The 24,032-nt window shown below is 71.0% G+C and carries 20 protein-coding genes, 3 tRNA genes and 1 pseudogene; 14 read left to right on the top strand and 10 right to left on the bottom strand.

The genetic code is table 11. The features are described from left to right. The 5 genes from H0X00_RS06600 to H0X00_RS06580 form a co-directional block, all read left to right on the top strand. Positions 1 to 1,014: LCP family protein (locus H0X00_RS06600; protein WP_293768293.1), on the top strand; the 1,014-nt coding region annotated here is incomplete at its 5' end. 183 nt (positions 1,015 to 1,197) lie between these two features. Further along, positions 1,198 to 3,723, top strand: coding sequence for an RNA helicase (locus H0X00_RS06595; RefSeq protein WP_293768291.1), 2,526 nt, complete (start codon positions 1,198 to 1,200; stop codon positions 3,721 to 3,723). Between the two features lie 29 nt (positions 3,724 to 3,752). After that, the gene (locus H0X00_RS06590; RefSeq protein ID WP_293768289.1) at positions 3,753 to 4,289 is read left to right on the top strand and encodes a CD225/dispanin family protein; all 537 of its coding nucleotides are present in this window, start codon (positions 3,753 to 3,755) and stop codon (positions 4,287 to 4,289) included. Beyond that, on the top strand, positions 4,286 to 4,705 hold the full coding sequence (locus H0X00_RS06585) for a DUF2752 domain-containing protein (protein WP_293768287.1): 420 nt from the start codon (positions 4,286 to 4,288) through the stop codon (positions 4,703 to 4,705). The genes H0X00_RS06590 and H0X00_RS06585 overlap by 4 nt, the downstream gene beginning before the upstream one ends. Positions 4,706 to 4,820: 115 nt before the next feature. Next, on the top strand, positions 4,821 to 5,582 hold the full coding sequence (locus H0X00_RS06580; RefSeq protein ID WP_293768285.1) for a DM13 domain-containing protein: 762 nt from the start codon (positions 4,821 to 4,823) through the stop codon (positions 5,580 to 5,582). 72 nt (positions 5,583 to 5,654) lie between these two features. On the opposite strand, the gene H0X00_RS06575 is transcribed toward H0X00_RS06580, so the two are convergent. Further along, positions 5,655 to 6,005 (bottom strand): metallopeptidase family protein, encoded by a 351-nt coding sequence (locus H0X00_RS06575; RefSeq protein WP_293768283.1) that lies wholly within the window; start codon positions 6,003 to 6,005, stop codon positions 5,655 to 5,657. A 114-nt stretch (positions 6,006 to 6,119) separates the two neighbouring features. Between H0X00_RS06575 and H0X00_RS06570 the strand changes: the two genes are divergently transcribed. The 3 genes from H0X00_RS06570 (at position 6,120) to H0X00_RS06560 (ending at position 7,949) form a co-directional block, all read left to right on the top strand. After that, positions 6,120 to 7,646 (top strand): metallophosphoesterase, encoded by a 1,527-nt coding sequence (locus H0X00_RS06570; RefSeq protein WP_293768281.1) that lies wholly within the window; start codon positions 6,120 to 6,122, stop codon positions 7,644 to 7,646. A gap of 87 nt (positions 7,647 to 7,733) precedes the next feature. Then, positions 7,734 to 7,806, top strand: a tRNA-Glu gene (locus H0X00_RS06565). A 68-nt stretch (positions 7,807 to 7,874) separates the two neighbouring features. Next, a tRNA-Asp gene (locus H0X00_RS06560) sits at positions 7,875 to 7,949 on the top strand. Here H0X00_RS06560 and H0X00_RS06555 read toward each other — a convergent pair. The 4 genes from H0X00_RS06555 to H0X00_RS06540 all read right to left on the bottom strand — a co-directional run bounded on the left by H0X00_RS06555 (position 7,931) and on the right by H0X00_RS06540 (position 13,132). After that, positions 7,931 to 9,181, bottom strand: a complete 1,251-nt coding sequence (locus H0X00_RS06555) for an MFS transporter (protein WP_293768279.1) — start codon at positions 9,179 to 9,181, stop codon at positions 7,931 to 7,933. The two genes, H0X00_RS06560 and H0X00_RS06555, sit on opposite strands and share 19 nt — an antisense overlap. A gap of 20 nt (positions 9,182 to 9,201) precedes the next feature. Continuing rightward, a complete protein-coding gene (locus H0X00_RS06550) occupies positions 9,202 to 10,389 on the bottom strand; it encodes an MFS transporter (protein ID WP_293768277.1) in 1,188 nt (395 codons plus the stop codon). 251 nt (positions 10,390 to 10,640) lie between these two features. After that, a complete protein-coding gene (locus H0X00_RS06545; RefSeq protein WP_293768275.1) occupies positions 10,641 to 11,651 on the bottom strand; it encodes a carbon-nitrogen hydrolase family protein in 1,011 nt (336 codons plus the stop codon). Continuing rightward, positions 11,648 to 13,132, bottom strand: coding sequence for an NAD(P)/FAD-dependent oxidoreductase (locus H0X00_RS06540; RefSeq protein WP_293768273.1), 1,485 nt, complete (start codon positions 13,130 to 13,132; stop codon positions 11,648 to 11,650). Before H0X00_RS06540 ends, H0X00_RS06545 begins: the two co-directional genes overlap by 4 nt. 113 nt (positions 13,133 to 13,245) lie before the next feature. On the opposite strand from H0X00_RS06540, the gene H0X00_RS06535 reads away from it, so the two are divergent. The 5 genes from H0X00_RS06535 (at position 13,246) to H0X00_RS06515 (ending at position 17,636) form a co-directional block, all read left to right on the top strand. Beyond that, positions 13,246 to 14,889 carry an acyl-CoA dehydrogenase family protein gene (locus H0X00_RS06535; RefSeq protein ID WP_293768271.1) on the top strand — a complete coding sequence of 548 codons (1,644 nt, stop codon included), beginning with the start codon at positions 13,246 to 13,248 and terminating at the stop codon, positions 14,887 to 14,889. Continuing rightward, entirely contained in the window at positions 14,886 to 15,887 is a 1,002-nt protein-coding gene (locus H0X00_RS06530; RefSeq protein WP_293768269.1) for a carbon-nitrogen hydrolase family protein, read from the top strand. The genes H0X00_RS06535 and H0X00_RS06530 overlap by 4 nt, the downstream gene beginning before the upstream one ends. Positions 15,888 to 15,920: 33 nt before the next feature. Continuing rightward, a complete protein-coding gene (locus H0X00_RS06525; protein WP_293768267.1) occupies positions 15,921 to 17,042 on the top strand; it encodes a LuxR C-terminal-related transcriptional regulator in 1,122 nt (373 codons plus the stop codon). Positions 17,043 to 17,094: 52 nt separating this feature from the next. Further along, a tRNA-Phe gene (locus H0X00_RS06520) sits at positions 17,095 to 17,168 on the top strand. A 204-nt stretch (positions 17,169 to 17,372) separates the two neighbouring features. After that, positions 17,373 to 17,636 (top strand): hypothetical protein, encoded by a 264-nt coding sequence (locus tag H0X00_RS06515; protein WP_293768265.1) that lies wholly within the window; start codon positions 17,373 to 17,375, stop codon positions 17,634 to 17,636. Between the two features lie 13 nt (positions 17,637 to 17,649). Here H0X00_RS06515 and H0X00_RS06510 read toward each other — a convergent pair whose 3' ends face one another. The 5 genes from H0X00_RS06510 to H0X00_RS06490 form a co-directional block, all read right to left on the bottom strand. After that, complete coding sequence (locus H0X00_RS06510; protein ID WP_293768263.1) at positions 17,650 to 18,393, bottom strand: tyrosine-protein phosphatase; 744 nt, start codon at positions 18,391 to 18,393, stop codon at positions 17,650 to 17,652. A 64-nt stretch (positions 18,394 to 18,457) separates the two neighbouring features. Continuing rightward, a complete protein-coding gene (locus H0X00_RS06505) occupies positions 18,458 to 20,698 on the bottom strand; it encodes a PAS domain S-box protein (RefSeq protein WP_293768261.1) in 2,241 nt (746 codons plus the stop codon). Positions 20,699 to 20,718: 20 nt separating this feature from the next. Next, positions 20,719 to 21,984 (bottom strand): cytochrome P450, encoded by a 1,266-nt coding sequence (locus H0X00_RS06500; protein ID WP_293768259.1) that lies wholly within the window; start codon positions 21,982 to 21,984, stop codon positions 20,719 to 20,721. A gap of 173 nt (positions 21,985 to 22,157) precedes the next feature. Next, on the bottom strand, positions 22,158 to 22,685 hold the full coding sequence (locus tag H0X00_RS06495) for a hypothetical protein (protein WP_293768257.1): 528 nt from the start codon (positions 22,683 to 22,685) through the stop codon (positions 22,158 to 22,160). Between the two features lie 77 nt (positions 22,686 to 22,762). Next, positions 22,763 to 23,395 (bottom strand): DedA family protein, encoded by a 633-nt coding sequence (locus H0X00_RS06490; RefSeq protein ID WP_293768255.1) that lies wholly within the window; start codon positions 23,393 to 23,395, stop codon positions 22,763 to 22,765. A 126-nt stretch (positions 23,396 to 23,521) separates the two neighbouring features. Between H0X00_RS06490 and H0X00_RS06485 the strand changes: the two are divergent. Continuing rightward, positions 23,522 to 24,032: pseudogene (locus H0X00_RS06485) on the top strand (hypothetical protein); the annotation flags it as partial.

The following is a 24,032-nucleotide window of genomic DNA, read 5'->3' as shown; positions in this document are numbered from 1 at the left end:
GGGCCACCCGCCCCGCTGCGCCGGCCCACCGGCGACGTGCCGCCGCCGGACCCGACCAAGCGCAAGCGCCGCCGGTTCGGCTGGAAGAAGCCGGTCGCGATCGCAGCCGTCCTGTTCCTGGTGCTGCCGCTTATCACCTACTTCGTCGCCGACTCCAAGCTCGAGCGCATCGATGCCTTCCCGGCCGCCAACACCCGGCCGGCCAAGACCCCCGGCAGCGACTGGCTGATCGTCGGCTCGGACAGCCGCGAGGGCCTGTCGGCCGAGGATCGGGCCAAGCTCAGAACCGGGCGGGCGACCGGGCAGCGCACCGACACGATGATGCTGCTGCACATCCCCGACTCCGGCGGCAAGCCGACGCTGGTGTCGATGCCGCGCGATTCCTACGTTCCGATCCCGGGGTACTCGCCGAATCGACTGAACGCCGCCTTCGCCTTCGGCGGGCCGCAGCTGCTGATCCAGACCGTCGAGGACCTGACGAACATCCGCATCGACCACTACGCCGAGATCGGCTTCGGTGGGCTCTTCGACCTCGTCAACGCCGTCGGCGGAGTGAGGATGTGCATCGACGAGGCGAAGAAGGACCCCAAGGCCGGCCTGGACATCAAGAAGGGCTGCCAGACCCTCGACGGCGCCGAGGCCCTCGGCGTCGCCCGCTCCCGGGCCTCCACCCGCGGCGACCTGGACCGGGTGAGCAACCAGCGCGAGCTGATCAGCTCACTGATGGACAAGGTCACCTCGCCCAGCACCTTGCTCAACCCGTTCCGGATGTGGTCGGTGGCCGGCAAGGGCGTCGGCGCCCTCGCGGTCGACGACGGGGACCACCTGATCGACCTGGTCCGCCTGGCCTGGGCCGCGAAGGGCCTGGGCACCACGACCACGGTCCCGATCGGGCGGGAGTACACCCAGGCCGGCGTCGGCTCGGTCATCACCTGGGACGCGACGCGCTCGAAGGCGCTGTTCGACGCGCTGCGCCGCGACCAGCAGGTCCCCAAGTCCGCGCAGTTCAATTGACCGGGGCGGGGTGCGCTGCGGCGGCGGCTCCCCCGAAAGCGCAGTGCCTCACCTCGCCTTCACCCCCGAAAGCGCAGTGCAGCACCTCGCCTTCACCCCCGAAAGCGCAGTACGGCACCCTCGTAGGCCAAAGCCGGGTGCCATGCTGCGCTTTCGGGGAACTGAGGCGGGGGTGAGCGGGGCGTGACGCGGTCGCTGGCGGATCTGATTCCCCCTCAGCCGGATCCGGACGCGATCTTCGACGCGTTCACCACCTGGGCCACCGGGACCGGGCTGGAGCCGTACCCGGCGCAGACCGAGGCGCTGATCGAGCTGGTCTCCGGAGCGAACGTCATCCTGACCACACCGACGGGATCGGGGAAGTCCCTGGTCGCCACCGGCGCGCATTTCGCCGCCCTGGCGGCCGGCAAGCGCACCTACTACTCCGCACCGATCAAGGCGCTGGTGTCGGAGAAGTTCTTCGCCCTGTGCGACATCTTCGGCGCCGAGCGGGTCGGCATGCTCACCGGCGACGCCGCGGTGAACCCGACCGCGCCGATCGTGTGCTGCACCGCGGAGGTGCTGGCCAACATCGCGCTGCGCGAGGGCGCGGGGGCAGCGATCGGCCAGGTCGTCATGGACGAGTTCCACTTCTACGCCGAGCCCGACCGCGGCTGGGCCTGGCAGGTCCCGATCCTCGAGCTGCCGCAGGCGCAGTTCCTGCTGATGTCCGCCACCCTCGGCGATGTGACGCGCTTTCAGGAGGATCTGACTGCACGCACCGGACGCCCGACGGCGGTGGTCAGCTCCGCGACCCGGCCCGTTCCGCTGCTCTACTCCTGGGCGCTCACCCCGGTGCACGAGACCATCGAAGACCTTCTGCTGGCCCAACAGGCGCCGGTCTACGTCGTGCACTTCACACAGAAGGACGCCCTCGATCGCGCGCAGTCCCTGCTGTCGGTGACGTTGTGCACCCGCGAGCAGAAGGACCAGATCGCCGCGGCCATCGGGGACTTCCGCTTCGCCCGCGGGTTCGGCGCAACGCTGTCCAAGCTGGTGCGCCACGGCGTCGGGGTGCACCACGCCGGGATGCTGCCCAAGTACCGGCGCCTGGTCGAACAGCTCACCCAGGCCGGCCTGCTCAAGGTGGTCTGCGGGACCGACACCCTCGGCGTCGGCATCAACGTCCCGATCCGCACCGTGCTGCTTACCGGCCTGGCCAAGTACGACGGGCACCGCACCCGGATCCTCAAGGCCCGCGAGTTCCACCAGATCGCGGGCCGGGCCGGCCGGGCCGGGTACGACACCACCGGCTACTGCGTCGTGCAGGCTCCGGAGCACGTGGTCGAGAACGCCCGCCGGGTGGCCAAGGCCGGCGACGACCCGCTGAAGCTGAAGCGGGTGCAGAAGGTGAAGGCGCCCGACGGGGTGGTGTCCTGGAACGAGGAGACCTACGAGCGACTGGTCAACGCCGAGCCCGAGGCGCTGATCTCGCGGATGCGGGTCTCGCACTCGATGCTGCTCAACGTCATCGCCCGCCCCGGCGACGGCTTCGAGCACATGCGCCACCTGCTGCGGGAGAACCACGAGGACCGGTCGCGGCAGAACAAGCTGATCCTGCGGGCGATCCGGATCTACCGCGAGCTGATCGCCGGCGGCGTCGTCGCCAAGCTCGCGCAGCCCGACGACACCGGGCGCTGGGTGGTGCCGCGCGTCGAACTGCAGACCAACTTCGCGCTGAACCAGCCGCTCTCGCCGTTCGCGCTGGCCACCTTCGAACTGCTCGACCCCGAATCGGACACCTTCGCCCTCGACGTCATCTCGATCCTGGAGGCGACGCTGGAGGACCCGCGCCCGGTCCTGATGGCCCAGCAGTACGCGGCCAAGGGCGAGGCCGTGAACGCGATGAAGTCCGAGGGCATCGAGTACGACGAGCGCATGGAACTGCTCGAGGAGATCACCTGGCCCAAGCCGCTGGAGGAACTACTCGAGGCCGCGTACGAGATGTACCGGCAGGGCCACCCGTGGATCACGGAGTTCCCGCTCTCGCCCAAGACCGTGGTGCGGGACATGGTCGAGCGGGCGATGACCTTCGGGGAGTTCGTGGGGAACTACTCACTCGCGCGGTCCGAGGGCATCGTGCTGCGCTACCTCGGCGACGCCTACAAGGCGCTGCGCCAGACCGTGCCGGACGAGATCAAGACCGAGGAACTCACCGACCTCATCGAGTGGCTCGGCGAACTGATCCGCCAGACCGACTCCAGCCTGCTCGACGAATGGGAAGCCCTCGCCGAAGGCAACGACCGGGCCTCGCTGGCCGCCGCCGCGGCGCCGAGGGAGCCCAAGGGCGTCACCGCGAACACGCGGGCGTTCACCGTGCTGGTCCGCAACGCGATGTTCCGTCGGGTCACCCTGGCCGCGCGGCACCAGTGGGCGGAGCTCGGGGCGCTGGACGCCGACGCCGGCTGGCCGGCCGGGGACTGGGCGGCGGCGCTGGGGCCGTACTTCACCGAGTACGGCCCACCGGCGACCGGGCCCGACGCGCGCGGGCCGGCGCTGCTCATCATCGACAAGGACCCGGAGGGCAGGCCCGGAACCTGGGCGGTGCGTCAGATCCTCGACGACCCGGACGGCGACCACGACTGGGGTTTCTCCGCCGAGGTGGACCTTGCCGCATCCGATGAACTTGGAGCGGCCGCCGTTCGTATTACCTCTGTGGGCCCGCACTAGGCTCGCTACGTCGAGCTGGGGGAAGTGCGATGACCGAGTCCAAGGATCCGTCCGAGCCGAACGAGCCCAACGAGCCCAACGAGCCGAACGACCCGTTCGCGCCCGGCCAACCGGCGCCGTACTGGTCCGCCCCGCAGCCGGGTGAGCAGATCGGCCCGCCGCAGGAGCAGATCCCGGACGTGCCGCCGCACTGGCAGGCGCCCTACGGGCAGCAACCGCCCTACGGACAGCAGCCGCCCGGTCAATGGGGGCCGCCGCCTGGCCAGCAGTGGGGTCCGCCGCCGGGCCAGCAGTGGGGCCCACCCGGCCCGCAGTACGGCACCTACGGCGGGGAGAAGCCCGACAACTACCTGGTCTGGGCGATCCTGTCGACGATCCTGTGCTGCCTGCCGTTGGGCGTCGCCTCGATCGTCTTCGCGAACAAGGTCAACTCGCGCTGGAATGCCGGCGACTTCGCCGGGGCCAAGGAAGCCTCGGAGAAGGCGAAGATGTTCGCCATCGTGTCCGCGGTCGTGGGTGTCATCGTCACCGCCCTGCTGCTCTCCCTCGGCGGCTTCGAGTCATGAGTCTGATCGCGACCTCCCGGCCCACTCCCCTCGCGGCACCCCTCGCGGTGCTGGTGGGAGGCCTGGCCGCGGTCGCCGGCGTCGCCACTGTGGACCCGGAGCAGTCCGGGCACTACCCGAGTTGCCCGTTCCTGTCAGTGACCGCCTGGTGGTGTCCTGGCTGCGGCTCCTTGCGCGCCGTCCATGCGCTCGCGCACGGGGACGTCGCCACCGCGGTCGATCGCAACGTGCTGACGGTGTTGGCAATCCCCGCACTGGTTGTGGCGTGGGTCGCCTGGCTGCGGCGCGCTGTCACCGGCCGGCCGCGCTTGCGATGGGCCGCCCCGTCGATCGCGCTTTGGGCCCTACTGGCGACCACCGTCGCCTTCGGAGTGCTGCGCAACGTCCCGACCGGGTCCTGGCTCGCCCCGACCTGAGCCGCAACGTCCGAAGCGTCGAGCGCTATCACTCACGCTGCCTCGGACGTCCTGTAGTAGTTCCGTAAGCCGCTCTGAGGCTGCGCTCGCAGGGGCGAGCGCGTTCACTACTTCCATGAGCCGTGTGAAGCGTCTGCTGCGCAACCGCCTGATTCAGGCCGGCATCGCGCTGAGCGTCGTCCTGATGGCCGTGGCCCTCGCGGCGTTCGAGCCGTGGAAGCTCTGGGTCGACAAGACCGTCGTCGAGGCGTTCCCCACCGCCGCGACTGCCGTGGTCGCGGAGCAGGTGCAGCCGACGCCCTCCCCGACCACGGAGCCGAGCGCAGAGCCGAGCGCAGAGCCGAGCGCAGAGCCGAGCGCAGAGCCGAGCGCAGAGCCGAGCGCAGAGCCGAGCGCGGAACCGAGCGCGGAACCGAGCGCGGAACCTGCCGCAGAGTCCGCCGGGGAGCCGACCACCGCGGCTGAGCCCGAGCGGACGCCGGCTCCGACGCTGGCCCCGACGCCGACCCCCGCCCCCGCCGTCGTGGAGCTCTCCCGCGGCACGTTCATCTCGCACGAGCACGGCACCACCGGCACCGTGCGCGTTCTCCAGCTCGCCGACGGATCCCGGGTGCTGCGCCTGGAGAACCTCGACACCAGCAACGGCCCGGACCTCAAGGTTGTGCTCTCCGACGCCCCGGTGATCGAGGGCAAGGCCGGCTGGCACGTCTTCGACGACAACGAGCACGCGAAGATCGCCAACCTCAAGGGGAACAAGGGCTCCCAGAACTACGTCATCCCCGCCGGCCTCGACCTCTCGGTCCTGCGCAGCGTCTCGATCTGGTGCGACCGCTTCGACGTCTCCTTCGGCGCCGCTGAGCTCGTCGAGTCGATGTAGCCCCCCGGACGTCCGACCGCCAGCGTCCGATAGCCCACCTCTGGTCGGACGTACGCAGGGCGGTGCCGGTGTTCAGTCGTAGCCGAGGTCGTGCAGGCGCTTGTCGTCGATGCCGAAGTGGTGGGCGATCTCGTGAACGACGGTGATCTCCACCTCCGCGACCACGTCCTCGGGCTCCTCGCAGATGGCGAGGGTGGGATTGCGGTAGATCGTGATGCGGTCGGGTAAGACCCCTGAGTACCACCCGTCACGTTCCGTGAGCGGCACCCCGTCGTAGACGCCCAGCAGGTTCGGGTCGTCGGCCGGGGGGTCGTCCTCGACGAACACCGCGACGTTCGCCATCAGCGCGGTGAGCTCGGGCGGAATCAGATCGAGCGCTTCGGCGACGAGCGCCTCGAACTCGTCGCGAGGGATGTTCAGCACTTGGTCATTGTCCGCCTGCCGCGACGTGAGTTCGCCTACCGTCAAAGATCGGGCCGCTGGGGGGCGGCCCCGGTCCGCAGGTCGCTGCCTGCCGGGCCACGAGGAGGGCGCGCCGTGCTCGACCGCCTACGCCGACCCAGCACCGCGCAGGTGCTGCGACGTGGGCTGCGCCGAACCCTTCCGCGGCGGGTGCCGGTGCGCAAGCTCGGGCGGTTGGTCGGATTTGTCGCGGTCGTCCTGATCGGTGCGTATCTGGGCCTGCTCGTCGGCGGCCGTGAGACCACTTCCGTCGGCCCGGTGAACACCCACATGAACGCCGGGCTGTCCTGGTCCGGCGACACCGAGATCCGCGTCGGGCCGCTCGGCACCCTGACCCTGGACACCCACGACGGGCCGATCGGGGTCACCGTCACCGTCGATCAGCTCAACGTGAACGACGCCCGCACCCTCTTCGATGACCCGGCCGCGTTCGAGGGCCTGGAGAGCTGGATCTCCTCCGACGCCCGGGACGCAGTCATCCGCCTGGTGATCCGCTCGGCGGCGTCCGCGGTGCTCGGCGCGGTGCTGCTTTCGCTGGTGGTCTACCGCCGGCGCTTCCGCCGGGTCGCCTTCGTCGGGGTTGCAGCGGCCGCGACGGTGATGGCCACCCTCGGCACCGCGGCCGCGACCTGGAACCCGCGCTCGGTCGCGGAGCCGAAGTACACCGGGCTGCTGGTCAGCGCCCCGAGCGTGGTGGGCAACGCGCAGGACATCGTCTCCAGCTTCACCGACTACAGCCAGGGCCTGGCCAAGCTGGTCGGCAACGTCTCCAAGCTCTACGACGTCACCTCGACGCTGCCGGCCTACGAGCCGGACTCCTCGACGATCCGGGTGCTGCACGTCGCGGACATCCACCTCAACCCGGCCGCGTGGGACGTCATCAAGTCGATCAGCGAGCAGTTCAAGGTTGCGCTGATCATCGACGCCGGCGACATCAGCGACCACGGCAGCAGGGCCGAGCGCCGCTTCGTCGACAAGATCGCCGACCTGTCCGTCCCGTACGTGTTCGTGCGTGGCAACCACGACTCCCAGGCCATCGCCGAGGCGGTGGCCGCCCAGCCGAACGCGGTCGTGCTCGAGGCGGGCGAGAGCCACAACGTGGCCGGGCTACGGATCGCCGGCGAGTCCGACCCCCGATTCACCCCGGACCGTTCGAACGTGGTGATGACCAATGAGCAGCTGGCCTTCCTCGGCCGGGACCTGGCCTGGCAGCTCACCCGCGCCGGGCAGAAACCCGACCTCGCGGTGATCCACGACCCGACCATGGGTTATCCGCTCGACGGCGCGGTGCCGCTCGTCCTGGCCGGGCACTCCCACGCCCGCTCGACCAAGCTGCTGGAGAACGGGACCCGGATCTTCATCCAGGGCAGCTCCGGCGGGGCCGGGTTACGGGCCCTGGAAGGGGAGTCGCCGACCCCGATCGAGTGCTCGGTGCTCTATTTCGACGCGGCCACCAAGCGGCTGGCGGCCTGGGACGACATCTCCATCGGCGGGCTGGGCCTGACATCCGCGCAGATCAACCGCACGATCGCCCCGGAGCGGGCCGGGGAGTTCGAACGAAAGGCCGCCGAGCAGAAAGCCGACGCGTTCCAGGGCCCCTGACCTGCGGCGTTTCGCAAGTTTGGCCGTCGCCGAGGGCGTCCCCTATGCTGACGCGGTCCTCCACGGCACCGTGGTTACGCGCCACAGGCCCTCATCGTCTAGAGGCCCAGGACACCGCCCTTTCAAGGCGGCAGCACGGGTTCGAATCCCGTTGGGGGCACGCGCAAGGCACCAAAGAACACCTGCACGACAGCACCACCGTGTGTGCCACACTTGGCCACACAGCCAGGTCCCGTAGAGCAGTTTGGAGTGCTCGTCACCCTGTCAAGGTGAAGGTCGCGGGTTCAAATCCCGTCGGGACCGCCCAGTTCGACCGAGGCCGTGGACATCGTGTCCGCGGCCTTCGTTTTTCTCGGGGTGCGCCGCAGGGCCCAGTGCTCGGTGCCCCACAGGACCACTCCGACGAGCGCGAAGCCCACGCCCAGCGCCGAGACGGCGTCCCAGCCGCCGAGGGACCAGGCCAGAGCCGAACCGGCCGAGGCGATCGCACCGGAGACGAAGATGCCGGTCATGTAGGCCGTGGTGATCCGGCTGCGGGCCTCGGCCCGCAGGGCGAAGATCAGGGACTGGCTCAGGATGTTCTGGCCCTGGATGCCCCAGTCCAGGATCACCAGGCCGAGGATGAGCGCGAGCATGCTGTCGCCGCCGAACCAGAGCAGCACCCAGCCGATGAGCATGCAGGCCAGGAACGCTCCCGTGGAGCGGTGCTGCCAGCCGCGGTCGGCCAGGCGCCCGGCGCCCTGGGCGGCCAGGGCGCCGACGAAGCCGGCCAGGCCGAGCAGGCCGGTCTCGGCCTCGCCCTTGCTGTAGTCCTCGGCGATCAGGAACGACAGCGAGGTCCAGACGATGGTGAACGAGATCATCCCGAGAGCGCCGTAGATCATCCGCCGCCGCAGCACCGGCTCTTCGCGGACCAGCGGACCGATCGAGTGCAGCAGCGTCCGGTAGGTCAGGTCGGGATTCAGCGCGGGCAGTCGCGGCAGCGTCCGGTAGAGCACGAGGGCCAGCAGCGTCACCACCCCGGCCGCGGCCACGAACACCATCCGCCAGCCGGCCACCGCGGCCAACAGTCCGGCGACCGTGCGGGCCAGCAGGACCCCGAGCAGCAGCCCGCTGATGACGGTGCCGACAACCCGGCCGCGGTCGTGGTCGGCCGCGAGCGTGCCGGCCAGCGGAACCAGCATCTGCGCGACGGTCGCGGTCAGCCCGACCCCGAGCAGCGCGAGGGCCAGCACCGGGAAGACCGGGGAGGCGGCGGCGCCGAGCAGGAAGAGCGCGCACAGCCCGAGCACCGGGCCGATCAGCTTGTGCCGGGCCACCAGGTCGCCAAGAGGGACCAGCGTCGCCAGCCCGACCGCGAAGCCGATCTGGGACGCGGTGACCAGCAGGCCGGCGGTGCCGGCCGAGACGTCGAGGTCGTCGGCGATCCGGTCCAGCAGCGGCTGGGCGTAATACATGTTCGCCGCGCTGACCCCGGCCCCCACCGCCAGCAGCAGGACCAGACGGCGGTCGACGCTCCGCTCGGGGGTGGACACCGCCCCATTGGACCTCAGAGTCAGCGGCGCACCGTCGGCCGGGCTCGGACGTGCTCGTCGAGCCAGACCAGGCAGCCGAGCACCGCGAGCCCGCCGCCGACCAGGCAGACCGCGTCCCAGCCGCCGGCACTCCAGGCCACGGCCGAGGTGGCCGAGGCGATCGCACCGACGGCGAAGTTGCCCGTCATGTAGAGCGTGGTGAGCCGGCTGCGGGCCTCCGGGCGGAGCGCATAGAGGATCGACTGGTTGGTGATGTGCTGGCCCTGCATCCCGAGGTCGACGAGCACCAGGCCGGCGATCAGCGCGGCGATCGACTCCCCGCCGGCCCACAGCAGACCCCACCCGCCGACCACGCAGAGCAGGAACGTGCCGGTCGCACGGTGCGCCCAGCCGCGGTCCGCGAGCCGGCCGGCCCCCATCGCGGCGCCCGCACCGACCAGCCCGGCCAGGCCGAGCAGGCCGGTCTCCGCCTCGCCTTTGCCGTAGTCCTCGGCCATCAGGAAGGCCAGCGAGGTCCACACCACGGTGAACCCGGCCATCCCGATCGCGCCGTAGATCATCCGCCGGCGCAGCACCGGTTCGTCGCGGACCAGCGGCCACAGCGAGCGGATCAAGCTCGTGTAGGTCAGATCCGGATCGGCGGGCGCGAGGCGGGGAAGCATCCGGTGCAGCACGACGCCGAGCAGCGCGCTCATCACAGCCGCCGCGATGTAGACCGCCCGCCAGCCGGCGACGGCGGCGAGCAGGCCGGCGAAGGTGCGCGCGGCGAGGATGCCGATCAGCAGCCCGCTCATGACGGTGCCGACCACGGTTCCGCGTTCGTGATCGGCGGCCAGCGCCCCGGCCAGCGGAACCAGCACCTGAGCGACGACCGCGGTCAGGCCGACGCCGAGGATCGCCAGCAGCAGCACCGGCAACCCGGGCGCCGCGGCGGCGCCGAGCAACGCCAGGGTGCACGCCGCCATCAGCGGCCCGACCAGTTTGTGACGGGCAATCAGGTCGCCCAGCGGGACGATCGTCACCAGGCCGAGCGCGTAGCCGATCTGCGAGGCCGTCACCAGGAGCCCCGCCGCGCCGGGTGAGACGTCGAGGTCGCGGGCAATCCGGTCCAGCAGCGGCTGGGCGTAGTAGAGGTTCGCGACGCTCGCGCCGCAGGCGACCGCGAACAGCACCACCAGACGGCGGTCCATGGTGCGCCCGGTGGTCACCGGCGCACCGTACCCGCACGGCTTCGCGGACGGACGTCGCGAGTCGGCTGGTGCACACAGTGCGGTCCGGAGCGTGGCCGTCTCAGATCGAGACGGTGCTGACGCCGCTCCCGTGAAGCAGACATCCCATTCGTTACAGCTGAAGCGATCGTGGCGCCACAACTGCCCCAGGACTTTCGAATGGGATGTCGGCTTCACACTACCGAGGTGTCGCAAGCCGTGCAGGCTCCGGCGTGAAGGATCCGCGGCGGTCAGTCGAGCATCCCCGGCGGCACGCGGTCGGGCAGGTCGCGCCCGAGCTCCGGGTCGTACTGCCAGGGGAACAGCTTGCGCCTGCGTTCCATGGCGTAGCGGGCGCGGCCGGAAGAGTTGCAGGCGTGCCAGACGGCGTGCACCGTCCAGGGCAGCACCGGCATCCAGAACCGGTTGGGGACATCGAAGGTCGGCTCCGGGTCGCCCCAGTTCACGTCGGCGCAGATGTAGCCCTCGCCGTCGGCGTAGGACAGGTGCGCGAGTGAGGTGCCCTTGGCGTCGACGATCTGGGTTTCGCCGAGCAGGATCGTCGGCCACGGCACCCCGGGGGCGAACGGCGTCGACATCGTGACGTCTCCGACGTGGCTGGGGTGCACGCACGGGACGCCGACCACCCGGGCCATCCGGCCCGGGGTCTCGCGGGCAAGGTCGACCATCGTCGCGTGCTCGCGATCCCAGAACCACTTCTTCGTCACGCCCCACTGCGGGAACGAGGGGAAGCACATGCCGCCGGCGACCAGCTTGACCCGGCCGCGCAGCCGCGCCGCGGTCCGCGACCGCAGCCACTCGAAGCCGTTGGCGACCCCGATCGGACCGGCGCCGGTATCGGCGATGCCGAGATCCTGACCGGGCGTGTAGTTGTTGTTCTCCCACATCGACGGCTGGTCCTTGTCGTGGAAGGAGATCGCGCCGTCGGGCTCGCAGACCGCGTAGGTGCCGCGGGCGTCGCCATTGCGGATCGACAGGTAGCCGCCGCCGATGATGCAGTCGTGCTTCTGAGCCAGCGCGCGGTAGGTCGCCAGCGTCGGGCCGTTGATCGGCTCGACCACGTGCCGCATCACCCGGCCGTGGATGTTCGGGTGGTTCGCGCTCTCCGGCAGGAACACCATGTCCGGGGAGTGCTCACGGATGGCCTGTCCGACGATGTCCTCGATGTGACGCAGGTTGGCCTCGACGTCGCCGATCGCGACCTTCAACTGGACCGCGACGACCCGCTTGGTGGTGCTCATGCGGTCACCGTGCTCTCGGGTTCGAACGCGCTCTGCAGCTCGGGTTCGACGGCGATCGCGGGAGCGGCGCGACGGGCCCGGGCCGGATCGCTCGGGGTCTTCGGCGGCCAGTCGTAGTCCGCGCGCTCGGACTGGGTGATGCGGGTGGACCGGAACTTCGGGCGCAGCTGCTCGCGCCAGGCGCCGCGGTCGATGGTTATCTCGGTGAGGGCCTCGCGCAGCACCGCCTTGCGGTCTGCGCCGCGCTGCAGCATCGCCTTCGCGACGTACTTCCCCCCGCGCAGCGGGTTCAGCACGTGGTGCGGGGCCTGGATCCGGTCGAACATGTGCAGCAGCCGTGGAGGGTCGCACCCGTCAAGGTCGGCCAGGGCCTCCTTGATCAGCGGGGTGACGGAAAAGGCCCGCGACTCCCGGTTGCCCCAGTGGTAGGTCGCGTTGCACTCGCGGTCCCGGCGCGCCTCGACCGAACGTGACGCGGCGTCACATGCGTTCGGGTCGTCGAGCACCGGCCCGCAGGCCTCGCCGAGGAGACGGCCGAATCGGATGGCGTCGCGGATGCCCTGGCCGATGATCGGGTCCTTGAAGTGCCCAGCGTCGCCGGCCAGCGCCCAACCCGGACCACTCGAGCGACGGAAGAACGCGACGTTGTCGCCGGTGGAGCGCAGCTTGGTGAAGTTCGTCGCCCCACCCAGGCGCACCCGCACCGCGGGGTTCTCCTCGAGCATCGCCTCCCACATGCCCTCCGGGTCGGCCCGGAACTTGGGGATGTCGACGGCCGGGCCCATGAACAGACAAAGCACCCGGTTGTTCGGGGTCGGAAAGATCAGCGCGTGGGTCGGGCCGGAGCGCAGCTGGATCAGCCGCTCCCGCCAGACTGTGCCGACCTGCGGGTCGTCCATGTACCAGAACGCGCAGCCGCGTTCGTTGCGCGAGCCGCGATAGGGCCGCTCGGCGCCGACCAGCTTCGCCGTCGTCGAGCGTCGGCCGTCGGCGCCGACCAGCAGCTTGCAGTTGACCTGGGTGTAGCTGCCGTCGTCCTCGCGGATCACGACCCCGGACACCCGCCCGCCGCTCCAGAGCACCTTCTCCAGCGAGGTGTGCTCGCGGATCTCCGCGCCGGCCTCGCGGGCGGTCTCGACCAGCGCCATGTCGAGCTCGGGACGGGGCAGGCAGATGCCGTAGTCGATGCCGTCCACGGCGGCGAACTTCTGCAGGCAGCGAGCACCGTCGGCCTCGACCATCCCGTGGTAGCAGCGCGGCGGGTCGTAGGCGAGGACGCGGTCCAGCGCCCCGATCGCCTGGATCTCCGCGACCGCGGAGGGGAAGTTCACGTGGGTGGAGAGGGTGTCGGAGGGGAAGCGGGAGCGGTCGACGGCGAGCACCGAGCGGCCGGCCCGGCGGAACCCGATCGCGGCGGCGCTGCCTGCGCAGCGCGCCCCGGCGATGACGACGTCGACGGACTCGGTCCGGGTGATCTCCATAGGTCGAACCTAGGGCGGGTCGAGGGGGAGAACGTCGCCCTTCAGGGTGCACCTGATCCCCACTCGGGGTCATCTCGCTTCCCTTCGCCCTCCCGCGGGGGTTGGGTCGCAGCATGACCACGATCAGCGCACCGCACGCGTCCAACCGGGCGACCGCCAACACCCCGCCCCGGCTGCAGGACTTCGACGTGATCGCCGACGACACCGCGCTGGTCGAGGCGATGGCCGCGTTCGGCGCCGGCGACCGCCTCGCCGAGTGCAAGGAACTCGGCAGCGCACTGGGCTCCGCCGAGGGTCTGGAGGCCGGGTTCGCCGCGAATGAGAACCCGCCGGTGCACGTCCCCTACGATCGCTCCGGGGCGCGGGTCGACGAGATCCGCTTCGACCCGGCGTGGCACCACATCATGCGCCTCGCGGTCGAGCACGGGGTCTCCGGTGCGGTCTGGCGCGACGCCGGCCCCGGCGCGCAGGTCGCCCGGGCAGCGAAGTTCATCGGCGTCGCCCAGGTCGAGGCCGGCTCCACCTGCCCGCTCGCCATGACCTACGCCTGCGTGCCGGCGCTGCGGCTCTCGGAGACGGTGGCCGAGTGGGAGCCGCTGGTCACCTCCGGCGTCTACGACACCCGCTCGCTGCCCGCGGGGCAGAAGCAGGGCGCGCTCATCGGGATGGCGCTGACGGAGAAGCAGGGCGGTTCGGACGTGCGGGCCAACACCGCGCTGGCGGTGCCGGACGGTTCGCACTACCGGGTGACCGGCGAGAAGTGGTTCGTCTCCGCGGTGCAGTCCGACGCGCTGTTCGTCCTCGCCCAGACCGCCCAGGGCGTGAGCTGTCTGCTGGTGCCGCGGCGCTTGGAGGACGGAAGCGGGAACGGCTGGACCATAGACCGCCTCAAGGACAAGCTCGGCAACCGCTCCAACCCGACCGCCGAGGTGCGCTTCGAGAACTCGCTGGCGCACCTGGTCGGCGAGCCCGGCCGCGGCGTGCGGGCGATCATGGCGATGATCGGCGGCACCCGCCAGGACTGCGTGCTCGGGTCCACCGCGGTGCTGCGGACCGGCACGATCGAGGCGATCCACTGGGCCTCGCACCGCTCCGCCTTCGGACGCCGGCTGGCCGACCAGCCCGCGATGACCGCGGTGCTCGCCGACCTGGCGTTGGAGACCGAGGCCGCGACCTGGTCGGCGCTGCGACTCGCCCGCGCCACCCAGGACGCCGCCGACGGGGACGCCACCGCGATCGCGTTCCGCCGTCTGGCCGGCCCGGTGCTGAAGTTCTGGATCTGCAAGCGCGCTCCCCTGCACGCAGGCGAGGCGCTGGAGTGCCAGGGCGGCTACGGCTACATCGAGGAGTCGCGGCTGCCTCGGAGCTATCGCGAAGCGCCGCTGATGTCGATCTGGGAGGGCTCCGGCAACGTCCAGGCCCTCGACGTGCTGCGCGCGATGCAGCGCGAGCCGGCCTCGGTCACCGCTTTCCTCGACGAACTCGACCTGGCGGCCGGGGCGAACCGGCGCCTGGACACCGCGGTCGCGCAACTGCGCGACATGGTCGCGGCCGGGGTCGACGAGGCCCGGGCCCGGGAACTGACGGGGCGTATGGCTCGGGCGCTGCAGGCCTCGTTGCTGGTGCGCCTCGCGCCTGCACTGGTCGCGGACGCGTACTGCGCGTCCAAGCTGGAGGACACCGGCGGGGTCCTGGGTTGTCTACCGGCCGGTATCGACGCCGGTGCGATCGTGGCGCGGCACCGGGTGATGGCATGACGCGCGTGGTGGCGATCCAGCCGGCGCTGCAGATCGGGGACGTCTCGGGCAACCTCGCGCGCTGCGCGGACCTGGTGGCCAACGCCGCGAAGGAGCACTCGCCGGACGCGATCTTCCTGCCCGAGGCGATGACCTCCCCGAACGCCTACGACCGGCGGATGCGTTCGGTCGCGCGACCCCTGCTCGGTGAGCCCCTGCAGACGCTGCGGCTGCTGGCGCGGGACCACGGCTGCCTGGTCGGCGGCGGGTTTATCGCCGTGCGGGGCACCGACACCCGCGGCACCTACGCGCTGTGCGAGCCCGACGGCGGTATCCATCTGCACGACAAGGACCAGCCCTCGTTCTGGGAGAACAACTACTACTCGGCCGGCACCGACGACGGCGTCATGAACACCTCGATCGGGCCGATCGGCTGCGCCAACGGCTTCGAGTGGGGCCGGGTGCGCACCGCGAAGCGCCTCGTCGGCCGGGTGAAGCTCCTGGCCGGCGGGATGCACTTCCCGTCGTTCCCGACCTGGGCCGCGACCAGGTCCTGGTTCATCAAGCGCGACGAGGAGTTCCTCACCCAGTACTGCCGCGAGACCCCGCCGCGGATGGCCCGGATGCTCGGCGTCCCGGCCGTGCATCCGAGCCACGTCGGGCCGTTCACCATGGAGACCCCGCTGGTGCCCGGGCTGTCCTGGCCCTCGCGGATGCTGGGCGAGACCACGATCTGCGACGCCGACGGGGTGGTCCTGCAGCGGATGTCCTACGGCGACGGCGAGGGCTACGTGTGCGCCGACGTCGAGATGTCCGACCCGATGCCGCGCGACCCGATTCCGGAGCTGTTCTGGAACGCCGCGTTCCCGGTCTCGGTGCACCTGGTCTGGTACGCGGGCAATGCGCACGGCGTCGCGAAGTACAGGGCGATGAAGGCGCTGGGGCGGCACTCGTGGCAGGCGAGCCCGGACCTGCCCGCCTACACCACCCCGGAGCAGGCCCCGCCGCTCGAGCCGTAGGCCGGTGGACTTCGCGCCGTTAGCGTGGGCGACGTGACCGCGGATGAGCTGGTGCGCCACCCCCTGGCCGGGGTGCTACCGGAGTGGCCGGACAACCCGCCGGCCAGCCCGGCCTCGGAGAACCGGGCTGCGCTCGACGACGAGCTGGCCGATCTGGAGGAGCGGATCGGCGCACTCACCGTCGACGCGACCCCCGAGCTGCAGCAGGCCATCCGCGCCCTGGCCGAGCTACACGAGCGCCGCGACCGGGCCACCGACGACCAGCTGCGCGAGCGGCTCGAGGTGCTGGCGCGGGTGCACACCGCCCTTGCGCAGCTGCGCCGGATGCCTACCGCGGAGGCGATGATCGCCGCCGCTCCGCGCTTTGCCTGCGAGGCGTGCGGGTTCGACCGCGCCGTGCTCTACCGGGTGCGCGGCAAGGAGCTGCTGGCCGAGTCGTTCTGGGTGAACGGGGACCCCGAGGCCGCTGAGCGGCTGCTCGCGTTCAGCCGGGAGCACCCGGCCAAGCTCGCGTCCCAGGTGCTGGAGACCGAGATGATCCGCCGGCGCCGGCCGATGGCGATCCAGCAGGTGGTGGGCAACCCGCGGGTGTTCGCCGAGCTCGCCGCGGCCTACGACACGCACTCCTACGTGGCCGCGCCGATCATGCCGGAGGGTCGGGTGATCGGGTTCATCCATGCCGACCACCGACTCAAACCGCGCCGGGTTGACGAGTTCGACCGCGACTCGCTCTGGGCCTTCGCCGAGGGCTTCGGCTTCGCGGTGGAGCGGGCCCAACTGACGGACCGTCTCCGCGCGCAGGGCCTGGAACTGCGCCGGCTGCTGCAGCGCACCGAAGCCGTCGTCGCGGAGTACCTCGACGCCGAGGTCGAACTCGTCAGCGCCGGTCTGGAGGGCGCCGGGGCCACCAGCGCGACGAGCGCGATCCTGCCCACCGCGGAGCCCGCCGTCGTCGACGGCCTGTCCCGGCGTGAGCTGGAGGTCCTCGCGCTGCTCGGCGACGGCGCATCCAACGCCCTGATCGCCGCCCGTCTGGTGATCAGCGAGGACACCGCCAAGTCCCACGTGAAGCGGATCCTGCGCAAGCTCGGCGCCGCCAACCGCGTCGAGGCCGCCACGATCTGGCTCAAGGCCCAGCCCCGGCGGCCGGACTGAGCTGCCGGGCCGAGTGGTCCGAGCCGCCCGGTACACTCGTCCAGTTCCACCCGGCCAGGTAGCTCAGTTGGTACGAGCGACCGCCTGAAAAGCGGTAGGTCGGCGGTTCGACCCCGCCCCTGGCCACCTCAGCACCCCATTTCTGCGCATCCATGAGCGCAACGGCACCGCGGACCCGCCCGCAACGGCGTGTCGCGCGGTTTCGCGCATCCATGAGCGGCGATCGGCCAACCCGGGCGGACGAGGGCCGAGCCGGGTGAGTTCGTAGTCCACCCGCGGCGGGACGCTGGCGTGCACGGTGTGGGTGACCATGGGGCCTAGCCTGGCGGCATGGACGACGTCTGGGACAACGTCGAGCAGTACACCGAGCAGAGCGCGCAGGAGCTCGTGGCCTCGGCGATCCAGCTCATCTCGCTGATCCGCCACTACACCGACGAGGCTGTGAGCATGCACGGGGACAGCGCGGAGCTCAGCGAGCTGACGGCCCGCAACCGGTCCCTCGCGGACGCCGTCGCCGCGTTCAACGACCGGGCCTTCGTGCACACCGGCACCCGGCCCCTGCTGCTCGACGTGCTCGATGAGGACATCGTGTGAGCCCACGGGCCGATCAGGCGGCCGGGTCCACCAGAGCCTCCCGCAGCGCGGTGAGCGACTGCGGGCGCAGTCCACCCGCGAGCAGGTAGGCCTCGACGCCGCCGTACTCGGCGCGCAGCCAGTCCAGGATCGTGTGCATCACCACTGGCGGGCTGCCCATCAATTCGGTGATGCGGTCCGCGTTGGCGCCCATCTCCAAGCCCTTGCGGATCATCCGCTCCCGCTCATGGTCGGAGTAGGCGGTCTCGGTGATGGCGTAGTCCTGGGCGACGACCTCGTCCGCAACGCCAAGCACCGAGAGCAGCAGCCCGATCACGAGGCCGGTGCGGTCCTTACCGGCGCTGCAGTGCACCACCGCGGGCAGACCCCCGGGGGCGGCCAGCAACTCCAGAACGGCCGCGATCTCCGGGCCGCACACGGTGAGGATCTCGGTGTAGATATCGGGCAGGTTGTCCATGCCGGCGATCGAGATCCGGCCGCGATAGAGCGGGCTGCGGTGGTTGGTCACGCCCGCGGGGAACACCGAGTCGGGCAGGCCGCGCAGTTCCTTGTCCTCGCGCATATCGATGATCGTGCGCAGCCCGAACCCGGTCATCGGCTCATGCGCCGCCGCGTTCAGCTCGTCCAGCGCACCACCGCGCAGCAGCTGGCCCCAGCGGGTCGTGCCACCGCCGGCCACGGCGTAGCCGCCGACATCGCGCAGGTTGTGCAGGCCGGCGACGGTCACGAAGCGCGGTCGCTCGTCGAGGTCGGTCATGGCTCCAGCATGCGCCGCGGCTGTGAACGCAGCGCGAACGGGTGCTGTGGTCCCGCTCACCCCGCTACCGGATCGGGGCCACCCAGCTCACCCGGGTGCCGCCGGCCGGTGCCGATTCGACCTCGAACGACCCGCCGCGACCCTCGGCCCGTTTGCGAAGATTCGCCAGCCCGCTGCGCCGCCCGGACTCCCCCAACCCGACCCCGTCATCGATCACCTCGACGCGCAGCGTCCGGTTCTCGATGCCGGCCGTGATGCCGACCCGCACGGAGGCTGCTTGGGCGTGCCGGGCCACGTTGGTCAGGGCTTCGCGCAGCACCGCGATCAGGTCGTCGACCAGATCGTCGGCCAGCATCACATCCAGCGGGCCGGCGAACTGCACCACCGGCGCCGAGGGCAGCAGCGGCGTCACGTCGGCCAGCACCTGGAGGAGGCGGTCCCTGGTGGAGTTCACCGTCGGCCCCAGCGGAGTACGCAGGCCGTAGATCGCCGAGCGGATCTGGGTGATGGTCTCGTCGATGTCCGCGATGCAGCGAGACAGCCGCTCGGCCTGGGCCGGTTCGAGGGCGCTCGCCATCGCCTGCATGGTCAACCCGGCCGCGAAGAGCCGTTGGATGACGTGGTCGTGCAGGTCACGCGCAATCCGGTCCCGGTCCTCCAGCAGTTCGACCTGCTGGGCCAGTTCGCGGGCGTCGGCCAACTCCAGCGCGACGGCGGCCTGCTGGGCGAAGGCCTTGGCCAACTCCAGGTCCGCGGGCGCGAAAGCCGGTCGACCGGGATTGCGGCTGATCGCCAGCACACCGCGCGGTCCGTGCTCGGCGAGCAGCGGCACGATCATGCTCGGGCCGATCCCACCCGCCGGCGCGAAGTGCACCTCGACCGCAGCGGCCGCCGTCGCGGTCTCCCCGTCCAGCATCAGGGCTTCTCCGCTGCGGGCGACCTGACCGGTGAGGGTGCCGTTCATGTCGACGTAGGCGCCGCTGAGGGCGGTGACGTCGTCGCCGACCGCGACGGCCACCTGCAGGTGGTCGGGATCGCGGGTCGGCAGCAACGCGAGCACCCGATCGGCCCGGCTGATCGCGGCGGCTTCCCCGGCGATGTGCCGCAGCGAGTCCTCGCCGACGTCGGAGAGCAGGTCACGCGCGATCCGGATCGAGGCCTCGAGTTGCTCCTCCAATCGGCTGCGCTCGGTGAGGTCGACGATCTGGCAGACGAAGTGCACCGGCACACCCGCGCCGTCACGGATCAGCGAAACCGAGAGCCGGGCCTCGATCACCTCGCCGTCCGAACGCACGTAGCGCTTGTCGATCTCGTACCCGGCGCGCTGCGCGCGCAGGCATTCGTGATACAGCGTCAGATCCTTCTGGACATCGTCGGGATGCGTCAGCTCCTGGAAGGTGAAGTCGAGCAGCTCGTCCTCCGAGCGCCCGGCGAGGCGACACAGCGCCTCGTTCACCCGCAGGAAGCGACCGTCCAGCCCGATCAAGCACATCCCGATCGGTGCCTTGTCCAGCGCGGTGGCGAAGAGCGTGACGGCCTGGCGCTCGGAAGCTTCGCGGGCCTTCTGCTCGGTGATGTCGGAGACGTAGGCGACCCGGTAGAGCAGCCGGCCGGCCTCGGCCCGGGCCGCGACCACCTCGGTGTCCACCGGGAAGGTCGAGCCGTCGAGGCGGATGTGTTCGGTCTCGTAGCGCAGATAGCCGTCGCGGTTGACGAAGTCGGCGAACTCCGCGACGCGTTCCTGCGCGGCCGGGCTGAACACCTCAGCCAGCGGCCGGCCGGCGAAGTCTGCCGGCCGACCGCCGTGGTCGAAGGCGAAGGCGCTGTTCACCCGCTGGATCACGTTCGTCGCCGGATCGGTGAGCATGATGCCGCGGTGGGTGGAGTCGAAGCTGAGCTGCCACTGCAGGCGCAGCTCCTCCTCCTCGCGCTGCACCCGGCGCAGTTCGGAGACCTCGTGCGCGGTGATGGCGCCGCCGACGATCTGCCCGTCCACCTCCAGCGGCGCGATCGTGACCGCGTAGACCGCGATGGCGTCCTGCGCGATCCGGTCGACCGCGAAGGTCTCCCCGGCCAGCGCGCGCTCGCACAGCGCCGCCAGCGGCTGCCAGACCGCGGCATCCAGAGCATCACCCGCCGGGCGCCCGACCATCCGGACCGGGTCGTAGCCGTGCCGGGCCAGGGCGCCGCCGTAGACGTCGAGGACCTTGAGGTCCCGGTCGAACACGAGCACGGCCAGCCCAGCCAGTCCGTCCATCGAGGCCCGGACGGCCAGGGCCGTCAGCTCGCCGGCGTCGTCGCTCACCGGACCAGTGTGCCTGGCGCTCAGTACCGCACGGACAGGCGCTTGATCCCGTTGATGAAGTTGCCGGGCAGGTACTCCGGCTCGCCGCTCACCTGAAGGTCGGGCAGCCGGCGCAGCAGCTGATCGAAGATCGCGCGCAGTTGGGTGCGGGCGACGTTGCTGCCCAGGCAGAAGTGCGCCCCGCCGCCGCCGAAGCCCACGTGCGGGTTGGGATTGCGCGTGATGTCCAAGGTGTAGGGGTCGGTGAAGACCGCCCCGTCCCGGTTGGCCGAGTGGTAGAACATCACGACCTTCTCCCCGGCCGCGATGGCTTGCCCGCGGATCTCGGTGTCCTTGTGCGCCGTGCGGCGGAAGGTCAGCACCGGGGTTCCCCAGCGGACGAACTCCTCGACGGCCGGACCGATCCGGCCCTCGAAGTCGGCCAACAGCAGCTTCTTCTGGTCGGGGTGGCGGTCGAGGGCGAGCACGCCGTGACTGGTGGTCTGGCGGGTCGTGTCATTGCCGGCCACCGAGAGCAGGACGAAGAACGCCGCGATCTCCTCGAAGGTGAGTTTGGCGCCGTCGACCTCCGCCGTCACCAGTGCGCTGATCAAGTCGTCCTGGGGGTGGGCGGCGCGGGCCTGGCAGAAGTCGTAGGCGCGCCCGTGCAGGATCAGCAGCGAGTCGAACATCATCTGCAGCGGGTCGTTGTCGCCGAGGAAGTCAGGGTCGTTCCAGCACACCATCGCGTTCGCCGCGTCGGTGACGACCCGGCGCTCCTCCTCGGGGACGCCGATCATCTCCGAGATGGTCCACATCGGCAGCCGGGCCGAGACGGCCTCGACCAGGTCGACCTCGCCGTGCTCACCCAGGTCGTCGACGATCGCCGCCGCCTGCGCCTTGATCTGATCCTCGATCAGTTTGATCCGGCGCGGGGTGAAGACCGAAGCGATCACCTTGCGCAGCGTGGTGTGCCGGGGCGAGTCCATCGACAGGATCGAGTGCGCCATCTCGAGGATCTCCTCGGGGACGCTTTCCATCATCACCCCGCCGTACTGCATCCCCGAGCTCCAGGTGTCGGAGTCCCGGCTGACCGCGACGATGTCGGCGTGGGTGACCAGCGCCCAGTACCCGGGGTCGTCCGGGTCCGGCTCCGGTAGCAGGGCGCTCTCGGCCGGACGGTGCCAGGAGAGCGGGCGTTCCCGGCGGAGCTGGTCGAAGACCGGCTCGCGGTCGGCCGGCGGGCCCTGCCAGAACGTCAGGGACGACAGGTCGATCGGGTCGTACGGACGCAGCGTGGTGGTCACAGCGGCTCCCGGGGACGGGCGGGGTGGGCGCCCCCCACGCTATAGAACACCGTTCCACAGCGCGAGGTCCACCTGTACCCAATCCACACTGCCCGATGTGGGCGCCCCGCCAAACAGCCGGCGGGCCAAAGGCCAGCCGGCCGAGGTTCAGCCCTGGCGGACCGAGTACACCGTCAGCGCCCCGGGGGCGCTCGCGTCGCCTTCGCCGGCCAGGTCTCGGTGTCCGTGACGTTGCCGTCCAGGTCCATCAGCACCGCGGTGCCACGGGCGAACGAGCCGCTGGCATCGGAGGGAACACCCGGGCGGGCGGGGCGGGTGCCGACCACGACGTGCTTGCCGGAGACGGCCACCGAGGTGACGGTGAAGCCGTAGGGGGCGAGCGAGACGGTCTTGATCAGCGTCGGGTGAGTGGGATCGGCCAGGTCGACGATGCCGACCTCGTTCTTGAGTGCGTCCGTGACCCACGCGTGGTCGTTCTTCTTGTCGTAGGCGACGATCTCCGCGCCGAGCCCGGTCAGGCGCCCGATCTCGGCGACCTTGATGTCCGGCCGGCCGCCCAGCGACAGCGAGATGTCGATCGGCAGGATCCCGAGATTCAGATCCAGGCCCGAGGCCGGCGAGTAGAGGGTGGTCGCGACGGCGGAGACGGCGACTCCGGAGGCGACGGCGGCGACGGCCTTGCGGCGGCGTGAGGTAGGCATGCGGGCAGCCTCGGGTGGTCAGGTGAGCACCTGCCCGCCACCGGTGTACGCCCGATGACCCGGGCGTGCTCGCGCCGTTAAGCCGTCTCGGGGGCGTCCGCCTCGCGACCGCGACGGCGCCGGGCCAGGAACCTGTGCCGGGCGAACTCGATCGAAACGGCGAGCACCAGCGAGGCCGCGATCCCGGCCGTGACGGCGAGCAGGTAGTTGTCGTGGATCAGCTGGCCGGCGAAGTAGCCGAGCAGGCTCGCCTGCAGTGCCCAGAGCACCCCGCCCGCAACGACGTAGGGGGTGAACCGGCGCAGCGGGAAGTGCAGGACCCCGGACAGCGCGGTGGTCAGGGTCCGTCCGCCCGGCACGAACCGCATCACGATCAGAGCGGGGCCGCCGTGCTTGAACAGGGCGGCCTGGGCCCGGTCGCGCAGCGCCGCCACCCGCTTGCGCGTGCACATCCGGTCCACGAAGGGCCGCCCGACGTGACGGCCGATGACGTAGGAGATGTGGTCTCCGGTGATCGCCCCGACCAGAGCCACGGCCATCACGCCGGTCAGCGGCAGGTCGCCGTTGGCGGCGAACACCCCGCCGGAGATCACCAGCGTCTCACTCGGCACCACGGGGAAGAACCCGTCGACGATGCAGACGGCCAGGATGACCACCAGCCCCCAGGGGGAGCTGAGCGCGGACTCCAGCCGCCCGATGATGTCGTCCATCACGTGCAGTCTCGCTCAGGTCGGCCTCAATCCGGACCTCTGAGGTCTCAATTGGCGCACGGGTTCGAACCGGGCGGGGTCTCCTGTGGAGAATGGGGCTTCGTCCGGACGCAGGAACGGGGCTCGATGCAACTGACCAGGCCGCAGTGGATCACCGCTGGGGTGGTGGCCGTCGTCGTCTTCGGCGCGGGCATCACGCTGGCGGTCTCCGGCGGCGGTGGGGACGGCGGCACCGACAACTCGACCTCCAAGCCGGGCCTGGGGGAGGCCGCCACGGTCGCCGAGGCGCTCGGCAAGCTTGCGGACAGCCCGGACACCCTGGTCGCCTCCGATGTCCGCTCCGCGGTCGGCGCGAGGGCCCGCGAGGGCGTCCCGGCCGGTTCGACGGTCTCGGCCAACGCTGCGAGCTGGCAGCCCGACGGGCTCGGCGGCGGCACCATGACCGTCACCGTGACCAGCCCCGGCCAGCCCGCCGCCACCTACTCCGCGGTGATGGTCAAAGAGCAGACCGGCTGGAAGGTCGTCGGCACCGTCCCGCTGGCGCCGTCCAACGCCGGTGCCACCCCGGCCGAGTCCGGGCAGGCCCCGGCCGCCAACCCGCCGAACGTCGCCCCGGCACCGCCGGGCGGCACCACCG

Source organism: Sporichthya sp. (assembly GCF_013815995.1).
Classification (GTDB): Bacteria; Actinomycetota; Actinomycetes; order Sporichthyales; family Sporichthyaceae; genus Sporichthya.
This window is presented reverse-complemented; position numbering and strand designations above follow the sequence as displayed.